Source organism: Paenibacillus sabinae T27, from assembly GCF_000612505.1.
Taxonomy (GTDB): domain Bacteria; phylum Bacillota; class Bacilli; order Paenibacillales; family Paenibacillaceae; genus Paenibacillus_AQ; species Paenibacillus_AQ sabinae.
On record NZ_CP004078.1, the window covers coordinates 1,731,622 to 1,751,756 of the forward strand.

The 20,135-nt window shown below is 54.1% G+C and carries 10 protein-coding genes and 1 tRNA gene; 9 read left to right on the plus strand and 2 right to left on the minus strand.

The annotated features are described in order from the left end of the window. The first annotated feature begins 12 nt into the window (after positions 1 to 12). From PSAB_RS07945 to PSAB_RS07975, 7 genes are all read left to right on the plus strand, one after another. Positions 13 to 1,191: an MFS transporter gene (locus PSAB_RS07945; protein WP_025334044.1), complete on the plus strand. Its 1,179-nt coding sequence runs from the start codon at positions 13 to 15 to the stop codon at positions 1,189 to 1,191. Next, the gene (locus PSAB_RS07950; RefSeq protein ID WP_226991780.1) at positions 1,188 to 10,301 is read left to right on the plus strand and encodes a type I polyketide synthase; all 9,114 of its coding nucleotides are present in this window, start codon (positions 1,188 to 1,190) and stop codon (positions 10,299 to 10,301) included. Before PSAB_RS07945 ends, PSAB_RS07950 begins: the two co-directional genes overlap by 4 nt. 12 nt (positions 10,302 to 10,313) lie before the next feature. Next, the gene (locus PSAB_RS07955) at positions 10,314 to 11,504 is read left to right on the plus strand and encodes an Acg family FMN-binding oxidoreductase (RefSeq protein ID WP_025334045.1); all 1,191 of its coding nucleotides are present in this window, start codon (positions 10,314 to 10,316) and stop codon (positions 11,502 to 11,504) included. Positions 11,505 to 11,602: 98 nt separating this feature from the next. Then, positions 11,603 to 12,322 carry a 4'-phosphopantetheinyl transferase family protein gene (locus PSAB_RS07960; RefSeq protein WP_025334046.1) on the plus strand — a complete coding sequence of 240 codons (720 nt, stop codon included), beginning with the start codon at positions 11,603 to 11,605 and terminating at the stop codon, positions 12,320 to 12,322. Positions 12,323 to 12,550: 228 nt separating this feature from the next. Next, the gene (locus tag PSAB_RS07965; RefSeq protein ID WP_025334047.1) at positions 12,551 to 13,630 is read left to right on the plus strand and encodes an ABC transporter ATP-binding protein; all 1,080 of its coding nucleotides are present in this window, start codon (positions 12,551 to 12,553) and stop codon (positions 13,628 to 13,630) included. Then, positions 13,627 to 14,430: an ABC transporter permease gene (locus PSAB_RS07970; protein WP_025334048.1), complete on the plus strand. Its 804-nt coding sequence runs from the start codon at positions 13,627 to 13,629 to the stop codon at positions 14,428 to 14,430. The genes PSAB_RS07965 and PSAB_RS07970 overlap by 4 nt, the downstream gene beginning before the upstream one ends. After that, positions 14,414 to 15,211 carry an ABC transporter permease gene (locus PSAB_RS07975; protein WP_025334049.1) on the plus strand — a complete coding sequence of 266 codons (798 nt, stop codon included), beginning with the start codon at positions 14,414 to 14,416 and terminating at the stop codon, positions 15,209 to 15,211. The genes PSAB_RS07970 and PSAB_RS07975 overlap by 17 nt, the downstream gene beginning before the upstream one ends. 566 nt (positions 15,212 to 15,777) lie before the next feature. On the opposite strand, the gene PSAB_RS07985 is transcribed toward PSAB_RS07975, so the two are convergent. Then, positions 15,778 to 15,854 (minus strand) — tRNA-Pro (locus tag PSAB_RS07985). Positions 15,855 to 16,060: 206 nt separating this feature from the next. Between PSAB_RS07985 and PSAB_RS07990 the strand changes: the two genes are divergently transcribed. Next, a complete protein-coding gene (locus PSAB_RS07990; protein WP_025334051.1) occupies positions 16,061 to 16,843 on the plus strand; it encodes an SDR family NAD(P)-dependent oxidoreductase in 783 nt (260 codons plus the stop codon). 239 nt (positions 16,844 to 17,082) lie between these two features. Here PSAB_RS07990 and PSAB_RS07995 read toward each other — a convergent pair whose 3' ends face one another. Next, the gene (locus tag PSAB_RS07995; RefSeq protein ID WP_025334052.1) at positions 17,083 to 17,313 is read right to left on the minus strand and encodes a hypothetical protein; all 231 of its coding nucleotides are present in this window, start codon (positions 17,311 to 17,313) and stop codon (positions 17,083 to 17,085) included. 95 nt (positions 17,314 to 17,408) lie between these two features. On the opposite strand from PSAB_RS07995, the gene alaS reads away from it, so the two are divergent. Beyond that, on the plus strand, positions 17,409 to 20,039 hold the full coding sequence (gene alaS / locus PSAB_RS08000) for an alanine--tRNA ligase (RefSeq protein ID WP_025334053.1): 2,631 nt from the start codon (positions 17,409 to 17,411) through the stop codon (positions 20,037 to 20,039). Positions 20,040 to 20,135: the final 96 nt, after the last annotated feature.

Genomic DNA, 20,135 nt, shown 5'->3' on the forward strand with positions numbered 1-20,135 from the left:
GCCTAAGTGAAAATGGAGCAGCAATCGGGCAACTTTCATGAGCTCTTTGGCGGAAGCAAAGGGATCATTTACAGCATTGCCCTTCTGGTGGGAACCTCCATGGGCGTCATCAACCCGCTTTCTACGACCCACATGACCACCAACCATGGAGATGAAATCTGGATTGGCATCATTTCTTCCTCTTATTTTTTCTTTATGGCACTGGGTTCCGTATTTGTGGACCGCACGATGAGAGGAAGCAATGTGAAAAGGGTCATTACGACAGGGCTGCTGCTAACCTCAGTTTGCGCATCGATTTTCCCGTTTTTTACCGTCAATAGTATCTGGCTGGGCCTCATGTCCGTGATGGGTATTGGCATCAGCTGCAATATGGTGGGGATGCAGACAGCGCTGCATAATCTTTCGAGTGCAAAAAGTCTCGGGATGATCAACGGAATTTACAGCTTATGCTATGCCTTGGGGCTGATAGTCAGCGCGGCGCTGTCGCCGCAGGTGTACGGTTATGCGGCATGGCTGCCCTTTGCTTTCAGCGGTCTGTGCCTGGTGCTCGCCGCGGGAATTATTCATTTTAAGCTGACCGATGTATTGATCATTCCCGGGCGTGCAAGGGACAAGGTCATATCCAAAATTACGCTGGCACTCTTCGGGGCCTTTGTGTACGGGTTCAGCGAAACGATTGTCGTTTCGTTGTATCCCCTCTACTTAATAAGGGAGCATGTCGAGGTTTCCCAGACAGGGTATGCTTTAAGTATTTTTGTAATCGGCAGCATTATCGGTCTTCTTCCATTAACCTATCTGGCCGACCGGATCGGACGGAGGAAGTGCCTGGCTATATGTGTGCTTCTCTCGATTGTGGCCGTGACCGGCATCGTGTACGTATCGGATATGTCTCTTAAAATGCTTTTTTCCTTCGCCGCCGGGTTTATGATCGGGCCGCTGTATCCTCTCTCAATGGCTCTTGCGGTTCAGGATTTGCCTCAAAGCGAGAGGTCATCGGGAAATGCATGGTTCACCACCTTTTACGGCTTTGGTTCGGCGGCCGGGCCGTTTTTCTCCTCAGTCGTGATGGACGTTTGGGGGCACCGGCATATTTTTACGGCCAGTCTGCTGCTGTTTGGCTTGTTTCTGACCCACATGTTTGTGACTAGAAAAGGTTCAAAAGTACGATTAGCCAAGGAGGAAATGTTGTGAGCAGATTCAAGAGGAAGAGTAAAGAGAATCTATCTATTCTCAAGGGAAAAAGCATAACCGGCAAATATGCCGAGCTCGGCAATCTGGCGAATGCCCTCGTTCAAGTGACGGGCAACCCGGAAAGAGGCATTACTTTTATCCAAAATGATAACTCGGAATTCTTCCTTTCGTATCAGGCGCTCTTGGATGGAGCTACCCGCCGCCTGGGAGGTCTGCAGGAACTAGGGTTTAAGCCGGGCGAGTATGCGTTGATTTTGCTGGAAGACAGCAAGGATTTCATTCTTACCTTCTGGGCCTGCATCCTTGGCGGTGTTATCCCTGTTCCGGCATCCTACCCGGCATCCTCCAAGGTAATCAATACCTCGCTTAGCAAGCTGCAGGCCATTTGGGAGGTTATTGAGCGTCCCCGGATTCTGTCCGACCGAAGTCTGCTGGAGTCCCGTGAAGAAATGGAAACGACACTCGGCATCAGCGGATTGCAGATTCTTGAAGCTTCAAGCCTGGATGAGGCGCAGCAGGACGGAACTCTTATGCTGGCTGACGCCCATTCGCCCGCGCTGATCCAGTTTAGCTCCGGCAGCACGAATATACCTAAAGGGACGATCCTGACTCATGACAACCTGTTAACAAACATTGAGGCCATTATCTCCAGCTGCCGGATGTCGGACAAGGACCGCTCCCTCGGCTGGATGCCATACCACCACGATATGGGGCTGATCGGCTTTCACCTCTCCACCTTGGTTTGCGGCATCCATCAATTCAATATGACGCCCATGAAATTCGTCAAGCGGCCGACCCTGTGGCTCGATATCATCGATAAGCACCGGATCACCTTCTCCGGCTGCCCCAATTTCGGTCTTCGGCTCGTTCACAGCAGGGTGAAGGAGGAACAATTGAGCTCCTGGGACCTAAGCTCGTTAAGATTGCTCTTTAACGGCGCCGAACCCGTTTCAGTCAAAACAATGCGGAAATTCATGGATAAATTTGCGAAAAGCGGATTCAACAAAAATGCCATGTTTCCGGTTTACGGGATGGCCGAGGCCTGTCTGGCCGTAAGCTTTCCCGCCCTGGGTGAAGAGCCTCTGGTTCACTCGTTGAACCGCGAATTGCTGGCGGGAGAATCGCGTGCCGAGGCCATTGACGAGGACGACAAGCGGGCCACATTAATGGCCGATGAAGGCTATCCTGTCCATGGCATGGAAATTCGGATTGTGGAGGAGGAATCCGGCGAAGTCGTTCCCGAGGGAACCGTGGGCGAAATCCAGATTCGCGGGCGGAATGTCACTTCCGGTTATATCAACAACCCTGAGGTTACAGCCAAATCCTTTCAGGACGGGTGGCTAAAGACCGGCGATACCGGTTTTATTTTGAACGGGCGTTTATCGGTCAGCGGACGGATCAAGGACATAGTCTTCGTCAACGGGCAGAACTTTTTCGCCCATGATATTGAAGCGGTCATTGAGGAGCTGGACGAGGTTGAGCCTGGAAAAATGGCCGTTTGCGGTTGGCATGATGAGGCAGAGGGAAAAGAAAAGGTGGGGCTGTTCTCCACCCAGCGGCTGCAGGAGAAGGACGTAAAGCCGGTCTATTCCAGAATCCTCCGCCATATCAACGAGACAATGGGTATTCCTGTCGACTATGTCTCATTCATCCGCTCTATTCCCAAGACGACCAGCGGCAAAGTGCAGCGATTCAATCTTGTCGAATCATTCAAGAAGGGCGAATTTCAGGATAAGACGTATCCTGGCTCTTATTTTACAGCCGAAGCTAATCCGATGGAACCGGAGAAAAAATCAGGCGGCGAAGCCGCTTCCGGTGCATTTATAGAGACCATTCGGAAGATATGGGCTTCTGTTCTTCATAAACCGGTAGAAACCATACCGTACGATGAGCCCTTCCTGTCTTTGGGAGGCACCTCTTTGAAAGCAATGCAAGTTCTTGGGGCGCTTGAGGATGAGCTGCACATTGAACTGACGCATGATTTGTTAATCAAATGCCGCACCGTGCGTGAAATGGACGAGTACCTTGCCGTCTGGATTAACTCCAAGGGCAGCCCCTCCGAAGAGCGGAAGGAGCCGTCCGCTTCAAGTGGCGTCAAGTCCGGCGGCGGAGATATTGCCGTGATCGCCATGGCCTGCCGGTTCCCGGGAGCGTCCAGCCCGGAGGAGTTCTGGAACAACCTGATGCAGGGAGTGACGTCAATCGGCGAAGTGCCCGTCAGCCATTGGAATATTGATGACTATTACAGTCCGAGTCCGGAATTCGGCAAGACCTACTGCCGCACAGGAGGCTTTCTTGACAATCCCTACGGCTTTGACGCCGGCTTGTTTGGCATCTCCGATGAAGAAGCGGCTGTGATGGACCCGCAGCAGCGAATGGTCCTGGAACTGACATACGAGCTGATCGAACGGGCGGGGTATTCCCGGCAGCAAATGAGCGGGAAGAAGGTCGGACTATTTGTCGGTGCAGGAGGAAATTCCTATTTTGAATATCATCTGAATACCTTGAACCGGATGAAGCTGCAGAGCTTTGACAGCTTCGCCGTGCTCAGCCGTGAGCAGCAGGAGCAGATAATGGAGGAGTGGAGACGGAAGCTGGGAATCACGGGCGACCATTCCAATCTGCTGGTCGATAATATTGTTAATATGATTCCGGCGCGAACCTCGCAGGAATTCAATTTCAAAGGGCCGAGCATGGCCGTGGATACGGCGTGCTCATCGTCGCTGGTTACCCTTCACCTTGCCGCCGATTCCATTCGCAGAGGGGAATGCGAATCCGCTATAGCTGGAGGAATCTCTCTCCTGCTGACGCCTACCTCGTATCAATATTTCAGCAATGCCGGCGCTTTATCTGCCAGCGGGCGCAGCAGCGTCTTTGATGCCGGCGCCGACGGCTTCGTACCCGGAGAAGGGGGCGGGCTGGTAATGCTCAAGCCACTTGAGCAAGCGCAAAGAGACGGAGATTCCGTTCTGGCGGTTCTTAGGGCCAGTGAAATCAACAACGACGGCCACTCCATCGGTGTTATGGCCCCTAACCCTGACGGGCAGAGAGAGCTGATCGAGTCCCTCTATGTGCGCAGCGGGCTGAATCCGGCGGACATTCAGTATGTGGAAGCCCATGGAACGGGCACGAAAATCGGGGATCCGAGCGAAGTCAGAGCGCTTGATAAAGCCTTCAAAAGCTGGGGGCTTGCCGCGCAATCGATAGCCATTGGTTCGGTAAAATCCAATATCGGGCATCTGTTGGGCGCGGCGGGAATCGCCAGCTTTATCAAGATCGTCATGGCCCTGCGGAACAAAACGATGCCGCCGCAGGTGAATGTTGTTCAGCCGAATCCGATGCTGAAATTTGAGCAGACTCCTTTCTATCTGCTCCCTGAAGCCAGCGAATGGAAAGTGGCGGAGGGAGCGGCCAGACGAGCGGCCATTAACTCCTTCGGTTTTGGCGGGACCAACAGCCATATGGTCGTTGAAGAGGCGCTGCAGGGACATACGATAAGCAGGGAAGGGTATCCTGAGCGGCCGAAGCACGTCATCGGGCTGTCGGCTCACACTCCTTCCGCGCTGGAGCAAAAAAAGGCGGAGCTGGCGGCCTTTCTCGAACAATCCGGGGAGTATTCGCTCGGGGATGTGTGCTACACGGAAAATGTGACGCGTACTGCGCTGCCGCACCGTTTCCATGCGGTAGCGGATTCGGCTCAGGACCTGATCGACAAATTAAAGCTCCCTTCGCCTGAGCCGGTATCGGCCCTGATTTCGCCGAAGATTGCGTTGATGTTTACCGGACAAGGCTCGCAATATGCGGGGATGGGCAGAGCTTTATACGATCAGCTTCCCGTTTTTCGTCAAATTGTGGACGAGTGCTCCGAGGCCTTTTATCCCTATTTGCAATTGAAGCTGACCGACTTGCTCTACGGCGCGGCGGCCGACAATCAAGTTCTTGCGCAGACGAACATCACTCAACCGGCCGTCTTTACGATGGACTATACCTTTGGCAGACTGCTGCTCGATTTGGGCATCCGGCCCGCTTACCTGCTCGGCCACAGCATCGGGGAATGGGTTGCTGCTTGTCTCGCGGGCGTCGTGAGCCTTGAGGATGCGGCAAGATTGGTAGCCGCAAGAGGCAAGTTAATGAGTGAGCTGCCGGCGGCGGGCGCCATGGCGGCGGTATTTACTTCAGCCAGCAAACTTAATGCTTTGCTGAAGTCCTTTGAAGGTTCCTTGTGGGTCGCTGGGTACAACGTCACGCATCAGGTTGTGTCCGGAACGGCGGAAGCGGTGGAAGCATTTGTGTCCGCGCTGCAGACGCAGGGAATTGGAGCCAAGAAACTGAATGTGTCCCAAGCCTTTCACACGCCGCTGATGGAACCGATGCTGGAAGCGTTCAAGAAGGAACTGGAAGCCACTGTGTTCCATGCTCCGCAAATTCCGGTCATTTCCAATGTGACCGCTGAAGTCATTCAGGAATCACCCACGGCGCAGTATTGGATGCAGCATATTCTGGATGCCGTTAAGTTTGAGCAAAGCCTGACTTACGCGATAGACCAGGAGGTCTCGGTTCTGGTCGAATGCGGACCGGACGCTATCCTTGCCGGGATGGCGGGAGGCTTGCAGCATCCAGGCAAACCGCAGGTGCTCCATTCTCTTAGCCGCAAAAAAGAGAACTGGGAGACCTGGCTCGGTATGCTTGGGCAGTTATTTTCGCTGGGAGCGGGCATCAATTGGACAGCGATAGAGCCCGAGCATGTCTACCGGAAAGTGGCGCTCCCGGCGTATCCTTTCGAGCATAAGACGTTCAAGCCGGACTTTGGAGCAGACTCGGAAGCTGGGGCAAATGGCAGCGGCTTGTTCCACGAATGGCAGTGGAAACCTGCGGACCTTACCGGCGGTACCCTGTTTAATGAAGGAGCCCTGATCGTATGGAATGGCAACCTGGAGATCGGCGGGGAGCTGGAACGCCTGACGGACACTGAACGGAACCCGGTCTACTACGCTGCCTCCGGCGATAAGTTCCATTTCGACGGCAAGCGCAGCTTTACCATACGGCCCGACCATGCGGAGGATTATGCGGATTTGCTGGAGCAGGTGCCAGGCAGGCTGTCGGCAGTTATTCATTTATCCCATTATCTGCAGGAAGAGCTTCATGCCGAGAATCTGCTGAAGGATGGCGGCGTGAATGAACATTTTTACAGTCTTCTGTATTTGGGGCAAGGTTTGGTCCGCCACGGGCTGAGCGATGTCCAGCTGGTCATAGTTACGGATAAAGCTTATGCACTGCCTGACGATGCAGGCGGGGGCAATCCGAATCAGGCGGCTGCGGCCACACTGGGCCAGGTCATCGGTACCGAGAATGACGGAATCCGGGTATCGATAGTTGATATGAACAAGCAGGAATACCCGTCAGGCCGGGAGCTGGCCAAAGCATTGACTTTAGCCATACAGCAGCAGGCCGATGAGGAGTCGATCTCGGCCATACGCGGCGGTGTCCGTTATGAGCGCACCTTGGAGAAAATGCCCGCGCCGGCCGTAGGACAGGCTATTAACCTTAACGATGGGGAAACGTACCTGATCACTGGAGGCACTGGGCTCGTGGGAGGCCAAATTGCTCTGGCGCTTGCGCGGCAAGCACGGATCAATGTCGTTCTTACTGGCCGAAAACAGCTTCCGCCAGATCATCCCCTCCTGCCAAAGCTGGAAGAGCTGGGCGCTCAGGTGATGTACGCGGCCGTAGATGTTACGGATCAGGCTCAAATGGAGGAACTGCTGCGCAGCATTCACGCCGCCTATGGCCCATTGCACGGAGTCGTTCATGCCGCGGGACAGCTGGAATACACGCCGCATAAGATTTTAAGCCGAAGTGTAAACGATATGGACAGCATTCTGGCTCCCAAATGGAAGGGGACCATTATTACGGACCTCGTAACCCGTCAAGAGCCGCTGCGATTCTTCGCGGCCCTGTCTTCGGTTTCGGCCACCCGCAAAGCATGGGCCTCGGGTCTTGGCGATTATGCCGCGGCCAACGCTTTCTTGAATAGCTACAGCTCCTATCGAACGAAGGTGCAGGCTCCGGGGCGTTCCTTGTCGGTCAACTTCTCGCTTTGGTCGGACACGGGGGCGGGAACGGAGTTTGGGAATCTTCTTGAGCTGACGCTTAGATCACAAGGGCTGAAGCCGCTTGCTCACTCGAGAGCCGCCGATGCTTTCCTGAGAGCCTTGGGAACCGCCCGGCCGGATGTCATTCATATCCTGGACCTGGTAAAAACCGATGAGAAGAAGGAACGCCCGGCCGCTCTTAAAGCAGAACGTCATCCCGCAGCCGCCGCCGATACCGGCGCTCGGACGCAGGTTTACCACACGGCAAAAGAAATCCGGGAAACGGTATACCGGACAATAGCCGGGCAGCTGCAAATTCCTGTCAGCCACCTGGAGGCGGGCAAGAATTTCATGGAGCTTGGCCTGGATTCGCTCGGGGCGGTTCAGGTGGTGTCCAAGCTTGGCGGCATCTTTAATACCGAGCTGTACCCGACGCTCATTTTTGAATACCAGACGCCCGAAGAATTATCCGCGCACATTGTGGAGCTGCTCACGGCTGAACCCGTAAAGGCAGCGGCTCACGGGGAGAACAAGAAACCCGAGGACAACGGGAAGAATGAAAAACTTGGAGATATCGCCATTATCGGGATCGGTCTGCGCATACCCGGAGCGGGCAATCCGGAGGAATATTGGGAGCTGCTGCATAACGGCCGAAGCGCCATTCGCCCTGTCGATCCCGGAAGATGGTCTAATGATGAGCATGTGAACACCGATGCCACGGCGCTTCATACGACTTACATCAGCCGTGGGGGCTTTATCGACGCTCCGTACGACTTTGATCCGTTGTTCTTTGGAATGTCGCCGAAAGAAGCGGAGGCCACCGATCCCCAGCAGAGGATCTTTCTGCAGATCGCCTGGGAGGCCTTGCAGCAAGCGGGGTATGGAGGGAAATACCGCACCCGCAAAATCGGCGTGTTCGCAGGCTGCGAGCAGAACACCTATATGGAGCACTTCGCCAATTACCGTTCCTATAAGCTGATCAAGAACCGTTTGGCGGACAGCCCCGCCTTCAAACGGATGAACCCTGAAGAACGGCAGGAAATTCTCGCCGGCATTTCCGGCGTTCTTGAGCCGGCCCGCCTCGTTCCCGATACGGTCGCCGGCAACGGCTTGAATGAGGTAGCGGCGCGGGTAAGCCATTGCTTGAATTTGACCGGACCCAGTCTGATCGTAAATTCCGCCTGCTCCTCTTCCCTGGTAGCCATTCACATGGCCTGTGAAAGTCTTCGCACCGGAGAGTCTGAAATGGCCATTGCGGGCGGCGTGAACCTGAACCTTAGCCCGACGCCGTTCGTCTCCCTCAGCCGGGTGACCGCGCTGTCGCCGACCGGAGTCTGCTACCCGTTTGACCAAAGAGCGAACGGAATGGTGCTGGGTGAAGGAGCCGGAGCTGTACTGCTGAAGCCGCTTGAAGCCGCGCAGAGAGACGGCGATTACATCTATGCGGTCATCAAAGGCTCGGCCATTAACAATGACGGCCGCTCCCAGGGAATTACTGCGCCAAGACCGCAGGGGCAGGCCGAGGTAATCAGGGCAGCGTTCCTGCGGACGGGAATACATCCCGAAACGGTTTCTTATGTCGAAACGCACGGTACCGCCACGCCGCTTGGCGACCCCATTGAAATTGAGGGGATGACCCAGGCGTTCAGCACCTTTACGGACAAGAAGCAATTTTGCGGAATCGGTTCAGTCAAATCCTCCGTTGGCCATATGCTGTCCGCCGCCGGGGTGACCAGTCTGATCAAGGTGGCTCTTGCCTTGAAGCATCAAACGCTGCCGCATACGCTGAATTATGACCGGCCGAATCCGAATATCGATTTTGAGCAATCCCCGTTCTATGTGGTCGATAAATATCCAAGACCATGGAAGGCGGAAGGAGACACGCCGCTCAGAGCAAGTGTCAATGCCTTCGGATTCGGAGGTACCAACGCCCATGTTATTTTGGAACAGGCCCCGCAGACTGCGGATGTTCTTTCTCCGGCGGATAACGAACCGCATCTTCTGATGCTTACCGGCAGAAATGAACAAAGCATAAGGGCCGTTGCCGGACAGCTCAGAGCGTATCTTGAAAAGCATGAGGAGGCTAGCGCAGCTTCCGTATGCTGCACAATGAATCTTTCACAGAAAGAAATGTCCGCCAAAGCGGCTGCCGTCATCAGGTCCCGTGAGCATTTGACGAGTGTTCTTTCCGCGGTTGAAAATGGCGAGTCTTTTGCTGAAATTACCAAAGGACGCTCCAATCCAAGCCGAACGACAGCGGTACATCTTATGCTGGACGGCAATCTAAAGGTAAGCTGCAGTGAAGTGGATGCGCTCTGCTCCCGGTTCCCAGGCTTTGACTCGGCCTACCAGAAAGCGAAGCAGGAAATTAAGAGTGGCGGAGAGCAGCTTAAGTCTTTTGCCCTTCAATACGCATCTGCAAAGCTGCTGCTCGAATTAGGGATTCGTCCTGCCGGAATCTTTGCGGAGGGAACAGGCATACTCGCCGCGCTCGTTCTCACAGGCCAGATTTCACTGCGGCAAGCCGTATTATTTATGCAGGAGGGAATCGAGCAGCCTGGCGAGACGACAATTGATGATCACGAATTTTTGAAATGTCCGGTGGTAACTCCTCTAGGCGTAATCTATCGCGGCCATAACAGAGACATCTGGTCTTTCGTTAAGAACGCTGCCGGGAATAAACTGGAGGAACAGGATTTTACGGATGCCATGGGCGCGGGCGAAGCGCTGATTTATTTCGGAAGCGATCTTCGCTCGGTTAACCTGCCGGCCGGTCAGCGCGATACAATCCAGACCCTAAGCATCTCGCTGGAATCGGACGCTGTAGAGAATCTTTTGCAGGGCATGGGCAAGCTGTATGTTCTTGGCGTTCCTTTCGACCCGTCCGGACTTGGTAGTCCCGATCAGAAAAAGGTGCTCTTGCCGACCTATCCGTTCGCTAATGAGTTCTATAAGGTTTCTTATGAACAAGAGGAAGTGCCGGTCATAAAGGCAGGACTCCGAAAAATCGAGGTATAAAGGGAGAAGGGCATGAGCAAGGGCTACAAAATAACAAGAACTATAATCCTGTCTGTCATTGTTCTGCTCGCCCTGCTGGCCTTCACCTTGTTCACTGCCAGCGGTGCGTTGAAGAAGGCCGAATATCTTGATCCCTGGAAACGGGATTATGCCAAACAGTTCGAGGACCCGCGACTGCAGCTCGTGGCTCATGGATTATTGGCCGCGAACAGCCATAATCTGCAGCCATGGAAAATTCGCTTGGACCAGCAGAACCCGCTGCTGTTCTATCTTTACACCGACAGCGAACGGCTTGCGCCGGAATCGGACCCCTTGGCCCGGCAAACGCTGGTTTCACAAGGCACCTTTTTGGAGTATATGCGGATAGCCGGCGAGCAGCTGGGATACCCCGCAGAGATCACGCTGTTTCCGGATGGGGAGTACGATGAACAACATTTAAGTGAGAGCATGGAACGGAAGCCGGTGGCGAAGATTACGTTGTCCAAGGCGAACCCCCGGCGAGATCCGCTTTATGAATTTATGTTCTTGCCGGATACGAACAGAATGGCCTATCGGGCGGATGAAGTGACGCCGGCTCAAATCCGGAAGCTGAGCGCAACCGACACGGAGCAGGACCTGATCTTATCCTTTTTAAACGGAAACGAGGATATCAAGAAGTTTGGCGTCTACGGTGTGGAGGGCACGGAAATCGAAACCGGTCTGCAGCGGATGAACGACGAGTCGGCCCGGATTTTTCGTTCCAATGAGTATCAGAAGAATAAATACCGTTTTGGATTTTCATTTGAAGGGCAAGGAACGACGGGCTGGAAAAAGCATCTGCTGCAAGGATTAATCACGCTCATTCCCTCCCTCAACAATGAAGAAGCCGCGGCCAAGCTCGCCGTCCAGACGGCCCGAACCGCAGCGAGCCATACTCCGGCGTATGCTTTGGTCCTCAGCAAGGATAACAGCCGGACCAGCCAGGTTAAAGCGGGAATGCTGTACAGCAGGCTTATCCTTGCCGCGCATGAGGAAGGACTCGTGATGCAGCCGCTCAGCCAGGTCTTGGAGGAATATCCGGAAATGCGAGAGGCTTACGGCAGAATCCACAGAGAGTATGCGTCGCCGGGCGAAACGATCCAGTTCCTGATCCGCTTGGGAAGACCGACCCGAGAGACACCGCTTAGCATGAGACGGGAGGCTGTGGATTTGATTCGGGAATAGGAATGGCTTGCAGGTTAAAAGTACAGATAAACTCGGGCAGTGAGCAGGGGTGACACTCCTCTGTTCACTGTCTATTTTTAAGGAGTGGAAGGACATCAATGGTTGAGGTCTATGCGCTGCCGGTGCCGTATGAAGAGGGTTTTCCGCAAAATATGGAATTGTGCGATTATGTGTCGCCAGAGAAAAGCATACGCATCAAGCGCATGGCAAGCCCAAAAGACGCGCAGCGTCTTCTTTGGGCCGAATTGCTCGTTCGCGTTCTGATTATGGACAAATACAAGCTGAAAAACAAAGAGATTACGTTTGTTACCAATCCACATGGCAAGCCTGTTTTTGAGAGAGATCCAAGCTTTGCGTTCAATATCTCCCACTCGGGAAATTGGATCGTTGCGGCCGTTGCCGAACATGGACAATGGATAGGAGTTGATATTGAAGAAATCCGGCCGATTGAGCTTGATATTGCCGAACGATTTTTCGCCCCGATGGAGTACCGTCGTTTGATTAGGGAAAGCAAGTCCCGTCAATTGGAGTATTTCTATGATTTATGGACGCTAAAGGAAAGCTATCTTAAAGCTACCGGCGCAGGATTGACGCTTCCTCTTGATTCATTTGAGATCCATAAGGACAGGGAAGCAGGCGCCATTTCCGTTGCCCAGACCCATTACGCGCATTCGTTCTTTTTTCGGCAATATGATGTTGATCCTTCCTATAAACTGTCCGTTTGTTCCACGGAGGAAAGCTTTGCCGACGCTGTTAAAAGGGTTGAGTGTTCCGAGGTTTATGAGCGGGTGGCTGGAGTGCCGATGCAAAAGCTTTAATTCATAAGATTCGACATCTGTATTTTGATTCCTTTACCTATACGAGAACGTGCTCGAGTTCTTGCTCGATAATGATTACACCCCATGTAAATTATACTTGCCAGCTTCTCTGTCCACATGGTAGTATCGATAGAAATAATTGGAAGTACATAGAGATCAACGACTTCCGGCAAGCTGCATGCCAGGGTCTTTTTTTATTGAGGAAGGAAATCCGGGGAGGGAATGTCAATGTCGGCCATACGTGTACAGGGCTTAAGCAAGGTGTTCAATGTCAAGGAAAAGCGGCAGGGGCTTCGCGGCAGTATGCAGTCTTTGTTCCGGCCGGTATACAGGGAGAAGATAGCGGTGAGGCCGATTGATTTTTCGGTGGAGGAGGGAGAAATCCTGGCCTTTATGGGACCTAACGGTGCGGGAAAATCAACCACGATCAAAATGCTGACCGGTATTCTCCATCCGACATCAGGCCATGCAGAGGTTCTGGGTCTGTGCCCCTGGAAGGAACGCGGCAGGCTGGGCTTCGTGGTCGGGTCCGTCTTCGGACAGAAATCGCAGCTCTGGTATCATCTTCCGCCTGTGGACTCCTTCGAGCTGCTCGGGGCCGTCTACGAACTCCCGAAAACGGATTTCCTGCGCCGCAGAGACGATCTGGCCGAACGCTTTGAGATTGGCCCTTATATGAACACTCCCGTGCGCAGGCTGTCTCTTGGCGAAAGAATGCGCTGTGAGATTGTGGCGGCGCTGCTCCACAGCCCAAGAGTGGTATTCCTCGACGAGCCCACCATCGGACTGGATATTGTCGTCAAGCAGAAGATTCGCGACCTGATCGTGGAGATGAACAGAGAGGAAGGGACCACGCTGTTCCTGACCTCTCATGACGCCGGTGATATCGAGCAGTTGTGCAAAAGAGCTATCGTCATCAACCATGGAGATATCATTCTCGATCAGGAGGTATCCCGGATGAAGCGGGATTACCTCACCTACAAGACCATCAACCTGCGGTTGAAGGAGAAACCCGCCTCTATGGAGCTCCCCGGCGTACAGATCCTGAAGCAGCAAGGGAATGGGCTGAAGCTTAACATTGACACCGCCGTGATTAACATCGAAGAGGTTCTAGGGTACATTGTCGCTCACTGCCAGGTGGAGGATGTAACCATTGAAGATCCTCCTATGGAAGAGATTATCGCCAAAATATACGAGCGCACCGGCGGCACTCGCAGCTCCTTGGCCGGGTATCCCGCAGGAGCGGAGAAGGAAGCTGCGCACGTAGCCGCCTTGCACCGCGGCAAGGCTTCAGGAGGTTCCCTATGAATGTATCGGTCAAGCTGCGCAAATATCGGGCCGTCAGCCGGATAACGGTCAAGAACCAACTCATGTATGTTATGGATTTGCTGGTAAGAACGCTGTTTCTGCTCATCATTCTCTATATCTTCATTCAGCTGTGGACCGCCACTTATGCCGGTACAGGGGAGAAGGTTATCGGAGGCTACCGTTTCGAGGAACTGATCTGGTATCTTATTTTTTCCGAATCTCTCGTGACGGCTATGCCGAAGCTTCATATTACTGTGGAGGACGAGGTGAAGACGGGCGGCATCGGGTACCTGCTGTGCAGACCTGTGAGTTACATCCTTTATCGGTATGCGGAGTTTGCCGGGGAATTTGCCGTAAGGCTTGTCGTCAACCTGCTGGTGGGAGGCGCCCTGGGCCTCACGCTTTTCGGACTCCCGGGCTTCGGATGGGGCTGGCTCGGCTTTGTGCCGGTGGCTGCCGCGGCGGTAACGCTGAATTTTATGATCCGGATGATGCTGTCGCTGTGCGCTTTTTGGGTGGAGGAAATTCAAGGCCTGATCTTCGTGTATGACAAGCTGCTGTTTACAATTGGAGGGATGCTGCTTCCCTTGGAACTGTTTGCAGAGCCGTTCCGGAGCATCTGCCGCTGGCTGCCTTTTCAGACCATGATCTATTTTCCGGTCAAGACGGCTGTTCAATTTGAAGCCGGGAGAATGCTCCAGATGCTGGGGATCCAGGCTGTATGGGGGCTGGTGTTCGGTCTGCTGCTCAGCCTGGTGTACAGGAGAGGGGTGAACAAGCTTAATGTTAACGGCGGTTAAACGAAAATACGGCTTTGTCTTTACGGCGTGGAAGCTGAATTTGGCCGGCGCCATGGAGTTTCGCCTCAGCTTCTTCATGACGGCTGGGATGATGGCCTTAAGCAATATGGTGTTTCTATTCTTCTGGGCAATGTACTTTCATCGGTTTCCCCTGATCAACGGATGGACCTTGAGCGATGTGATGATGGTCTGGGCCGTCAGCACGGCCGGCTTTGGCATATCCAATATGCTGTTCGGCAATACACTGCGCATCGCTTTTATCGTGGCGAACGGCGACTTGGATTTGTATCTGGCTCAGCCCAAGCCGGTGCTGCTAAATGTGCTGGTCAACCGGATGTCGCTAACGGCGGTAGGAGATTTTGTGTTCGGGCTGGTGATCTATGTCTGGTTCGGGCAGCATACCCCGCTGGGGCTGTTAAAATACGCCGCTGCGGTGCTGCTGGCCGCCATGATCTTCACCTTTTTTAACCTGCTGATCCAGTCCCTTGCCTTCTATATCGGAAATGCGGAAGGAATCGGGTATCAGATGTTTATAGGCTTCATATCGTTCAGCACCTACCCTACGGATATTTTCAAAAGCTGGGGGAAGATCATGCTGTTTACCGTTTTGCCAGCCGGATTCATCAGCTATCTGCCGGTCGGTTTTTTGCGGGAGTTCAACTGGGGCTTTATGGTCGGACTTGTGGCTGCGGTAACTGTGCTGGGGATGGGCGCGTGGACACTGTTCCACCAGGGGCTCGCCCGGTATAGTTCCGGCAACCGGATGGGGCTGCGGGGATGAAGCGGTATCAGCGGGCAGGTGAGTTTAGAAAGGACGTCGATGTGTATTAGGAAGGGATAACAAAATGGCTTGGTTAAAGCTATAGGTACATTTCGGAATTGCCAAAGTCGGAGTAGTTTCAGCTTTATCAAGCCATAGCAGAAGAACTTAGTATCCATATAGCAACAGCTTTCTACTGGAGGCATAATATCTAAGGAGTTGAATATGTCTATTCTTATAACGATCGGTGTTCTATTAATAGGATTACTATGCCTTTTATTTCCACAAAAGTTTTGGGATTCATTTTATCTTGGGATTAGGCCTTATAAAAAAAGGATGCTCAATTGGAGATGGAAGTTACTCATCAGAATAGCAGGGGTATTATTCATTGCAATTAGTTTTCTTAAGTCCTGCGATAGTTTCCTGTAAAGCAAAAAGCTCGTTTTATAGCCTGTGAAATGGCTTTAAACGAGCTTTTTGTCGTTTTTAATAATGTAGAACGACATTTATTTGAAGCAACAATACTTTAGAAAAGAGCCAAATAATAAAAACCCCTTGGATACCAAGGGGTTTGTCATTTGTAAGTATGGTCGAGACGACAGGATTTGAACCTGCGACCTCTTGCTCCCGAAGCAAGCGCTCTACCAAGCTGAGCCACGTCTCGTTAACGGAAATTATCAGTGATGTTTCGTCCGAACAATTAGAGATTATACGCCTGTTCGCGTTTCTTGTAAAGGAGTGTTTTTGGGAAAAAAGAGGTGAAAATATGAACATCTGGCTGAAGTAGGTTTAGAGACCGCCAGTATGTATAATGTCCATATGAGAATTTTTAACAGGGCGGTATCGTCCGCCATCTAAGGGGGAGTTAACATGGACCTGGGTTTAAAGGGGAAAAAAGCAATAGTGACCGGCGGCAGCAAAGGAATCGGTCTGGCTACGGCCATCCTTCTGGCGAGTGAAGGCGCAGAGGTGGCCATCGTCGCCCGCACGCTGGAGCCGCTGAACGCAGCCGCGCAGCGGATTCAGGAAGAGACGGGAAAGGAGCCGCTGGTCATCGAGGCCGACATCTCGTCGGAGGAGGGCGCACGGCGGGCGGTCGAGACGGCCGGAGCGCATTTTGGAGGCGTCGATATACTTATCAATAATGCCGGGACCTCAGCGGCCAAGCCGTTCGAGGAAGTGGACGCCGAATCATGGGACGCCGACCTTGACCTGAAGCTGCTGGGCGCAGTTCACTGCGCGCGGGCGGCGATCCCGTATATGCGCGGGGCGGGCGGCGGCGCGATCGTCAATGTCACGGCGGTGAAAGGCAAGGCTCCGTCCGCATCTTCTCTGCCTACGTCGGTCAGCCGGGCCGCAGGGCTCGCGCTGACCAAAGCGATGAGCAAGGATTTGGGCGGAGCGGGCATTCGCGTCAACGCGGTATGCATCGGCCTTATCCGCAGCGACCAGATCGAGCGGAAGTGGAAGCAATCTGCTCCAGAGAAGAGCTGGGAGGAGTTCTCGGCCGACCCGCAGCACGGCATTCCGCTGGGAAGAATCGGCGAGGCGGAAGAAGCGGCCAAGGTGATCGCGTTCCTCGTATCCGATTCGGCTTCCTATGTAACCGGAACGTCCGTCAATATCGACGGCGGCTCTTCGGCAGTGCTGTAACCGTCAGCGCTTAAACCGGACAGGCTCTGTCTTAAGGCTGGCGCACAGCTAAGAAATAGGATTGCCACGATCTAGGGCAGCCGGTTGTCATAGCAGATCCAGTAAGGCTGTTTGACAGAAACGATGGACATAGATATACTTATAATGTTAAAATGCGTTAACCTCATAGCTATGAATACAGTGATGAAATGAAGTACGCCGGAAACAAGGCTTCAGCAGAGAACGGATTCCCTTGCGGGTTACGCAAGCGGCTGCGAGAATCCGGGAGACGGGCCGGCGGAAAGCTGATTTCGGAGTGCGGGTAAAGCCCGCCGGATGGCCCCGTTAACGGCTGTAACAAGGCGATCGCTCGGCTGCGGCGTATCTTTAAGCACCTTTACTGGATGCTCAAGACGCAAATGGGCGATAACCAGGGTGGTACCGCGATATGAATCGTCCCTGAATTTATTCAGGGGCGTTTTTGTTTTCATTTTTTCGAAATCCTGGCAAGGATCGGACGAGCGCTTATCCGCTGCCAGATTTTTACGATTCTTCTTAAACTTCAATCGACGGGAGCTGTATTTAGATGAAAGCTAGTGAAATCCGTTCCAAATGGCTGGAATTTTTTGCGGGAAAAGGTCATAAAATCGAGCCCAGCGCGTCTCTGGTTCCTCATAACGACCCTTCGCTTTTGTGGATTAACGCAGGGATGGCGCCGCTTAAAGCTTATTTTGACGGCCGGGTGAAGCCGGAGAATCCGCGTCTTGCGAACTCGCAGAAGTGTATCCGCACCAATGACATCGAGAACGTCGGCAAGACACGCCGGCACCATACGTTTTTTGAAATGCTGGGCAACTTCTCCATTGGCGACTATTTTAAGGAAGAAGCGATTACATGGGCCTGGGAGTTCCTGACGGGCAAGGATTGGATCGGCTTCGATCCGGACCGCTTGTCGGTTACTGTATACCCAGAGGATGAAGAAGCGTTCAAGTTCTGGAATGAAAAAATCGGGCTGCCCGCAGAGCGCATCATCAAGCTGGAGGACAACTTCTGGGATATCGGCGAAGGGCCATGCGGACCCTGTACGGAAATTTTCTACGACCGCGGCGAAGCCTACGGCAGCGACATGTCGGACCCTGAAATGTACCCGGGCGGCGAGAATGAACGCTACCTGGAAGTGTGGAATCTGGTGTTCTCGCAGTTCAACCATAATAAAGACGGCAGCTATACACCGCTTCCAAACAAGAACATCGATACCGGCGCGGGTCTGGAGCGTTTCGCTTCCATCCTCCAGGATGTGGATTCGAACTTCGACACCGACCTGTTCCAGCCGATCATTCAATCAACGGCCAAGCTTGCCGGCGTAAACTACAAGGACAATCTGGAGCAGGATATCGCGCTGAAGGTCATCGCCGACCATATCCGTACCGTTGCTTTCGCTGTAGGCGACGGTGTACTGCCTTCCAATGAAGGACGCGGCTACATTATCCGCCGTCTGCTGCGCCGTGCGGTTCGTTACGGCAAGACGCTGGGCCTGGACCGTCCGTTCATGTACGAGCTGACAAGCGTTGTGGGCGACATCATGGGCGTCTACTACCCAACCGTTGTAGAGAACCGCGAATATATCGCCAAAATCATCCGCACGGAAGAAGAACGCTTCCATGAAACGCTGTCCGACGGCCTGGCCATCCTGGGCGAAATCAGCGACCGGGCAAAGGCGGAAGGCGTGGACACGATCAGCGGTGCGGATGCGTTCAAGCTGTATGACACGTATGGCTTCCCGTTCGACCTGACGGAAGACTATGCAGCCGAGCAGGGGCTGAAGGTCGACCGCGAAGGGTTCGACGCGGCGATGCAGGAGCAGCGCGACCGGGCAAGAGCTGCCCGTCACGACAGCGGCAGCATGAAGGTGCAGGGCGGCGCGTTGTCCGAATTGACGGTTAAAAGCGAATTTGTTGGATATAATGACCTCGTAGCCGAAACGAAAATCGCCGCCATCCTGGTTGGGGACGAGCTGGTGGACACCGCAGGTGAGGGCGCTGAAGCGCAGGTTATTCTGGAGTCCACTCCGTTCTACGCCGAAAGCGGCGGTCAAGTAAGCGACCACGGCGTGCTGACGGGCGGTGCGGTTACAGCGAAGGTCAACGGGCTCTTCAAGGCGCCCCGCGGCCAGCATGTCCATCTGGTGACCGTGGAGTCCGGTGAGCTGAAAGTGGGAGATACGGTCCGCGCCGAAGTGAACCGGACGGAACGCGAAGATGTGGTGAAGAACCACACGGCTACTCACCTGCTGCATAAAGCGCTGAAGGAAGTGCTTGGCAGCCATGTCAATCAGGCGGGCTCGCTCGTGGAAGGGCAGCGCCTGCGGTTCGACTTCTCGCATTTCGGCGCGATTACACCGGAAGAGCTGACGGAAATTGAGCATAAGGTCAATGAGCAAATCTGGCGTGCCCTGGACGTCATCATCGAAAACAAACCGATCGACGAAGCCAAAGCGATGGGCGCAATGGCGCTCTTCGGCGAAAAATACGGCGATATCGTCCGCGTGGTGCAGGTCGGCGATTACAGCCTTGAGCTGTGCGGCGGCTGTCATGTAAGCAACACATCGCAGATCGGCATCTTCAAGCTCGTCAGCGAGAGCGGCATCGGCTCCGGCGTGCGCCGGATCGAGGCTGTGACCGGCCGTTACGCTTACCAGTACACGGAGAGCCAGCTCGACGTGCTGAAGCAGGCTGCCGCGCTGCTGAAATCGTCGCTGCCGGATGTGCCGAAGCGGATCGAGGCTTTGAGCGGCCAGGTGCGAGAGCTTGCACGCGAGAACGAGTCGCTGCAATCGAAGCTCAGCGCGGCTGCGGCTGCCGAGCTGACGAGCAGCGTGAAGACGGTCGGCAGCGGCGTTCAGGTGCTGACGGCTGCCGTGCAGGCCGGCAGTATGGATGCGCTGCGCTCCATGGCCGACGAGCTGAAAGTGAAGCTGCCAGAGGCGATCATCGTGCTGGGCGCTTCCATGGACGACAAAGTGAACTTTGTTGTGGCCGTGCCGCAGGCGCTGGTGAAGCAAGGCTACCATGCCGGCAAGCTGGTGAAGGAAGTCGCCGCCTTATGCGGCGGAGGCGGAGGCGGCCGTCCGGACATGGCGCAGGCCGGCGGCAAGGACGCCTCCAAGCTGGCTGCCGCGCTGGCGAAGGCCGAAGAGCTGGTAGCGGCTCAGGGCTAGAGAGTCGGCTGCCCGTCCATTTGCCCTTTCCCGCGAGGGGAGCGGCAAATGGACGCACTTTGGGCGTGCCCGTTCTGAAAGGGCCGCAAGCGCTTA

Bases quoted from the DNA above. Each gene is read 5' to 3' on its own strand.
- PSAB_RS07990 (WP_025334051.1), top strand. From the start codon at position 16,061: ATGGACCTGGGTTTAAAGGGGAAAAAAGCAATAGTGACCGGCGGCAGC.
- PSAB_RS07955 (WP_025334045.1), top strand. From the start codon at position 10,314: ATGAGCAAGGGCTACAAAATAACAAGAACTATAATCCTGTCTGTCATT.
- PSAB_RS07965 (WP_025334047.1), top strand. From the start codon at position 12,551: ATGTCGGCCATACGTGTACAGGGCTTAAGCAAGGTGTTCAATGTCAAG.
- PSAB_RS07945 (WP_025334044.1), top strand. From the start codon at position 13: ATGGAGCAGCAATCGGGCAACTTTCATGAGCTCTTTGGCGGAAGCAAA.
- PSAB_RS07995 (WP_025334052.1), bottom strand. From the start codon at position 17,313: ATGAAAACAAAAACGCCCCTGAATAAATTCAGGGACGATTCATATCGC.
- alaS (WP_025334053.1), top strand. From the start codon at position 17,409: ATGAAAGCTAGTGAAATCCGTTCCAAATGGCTGGAATTTTTTGCGGGA.
- PSAB_RS07975 (WP_025334049.1), top strand. From the start codon at position 14,414: ATGTTAACGGCGGTTAAACGAAAATACGGCTTTGTCTTTACGGCGTGG.
- PSAB_RS07970 (WP_025334048.1), top strand. From the start codon at position 13,627: ATGAATGTATCGGTCAAGCTGCGCAAATATCGGGCCGTCAGCCGGATA.
- PSAB_RS07960 (WP_025334046.1), top strand. From the start codon at position 11,603: ATGGTTGAGGTCTATGCGCTGCCGGTGCCGTATGAAGAGGGTTTTCCG.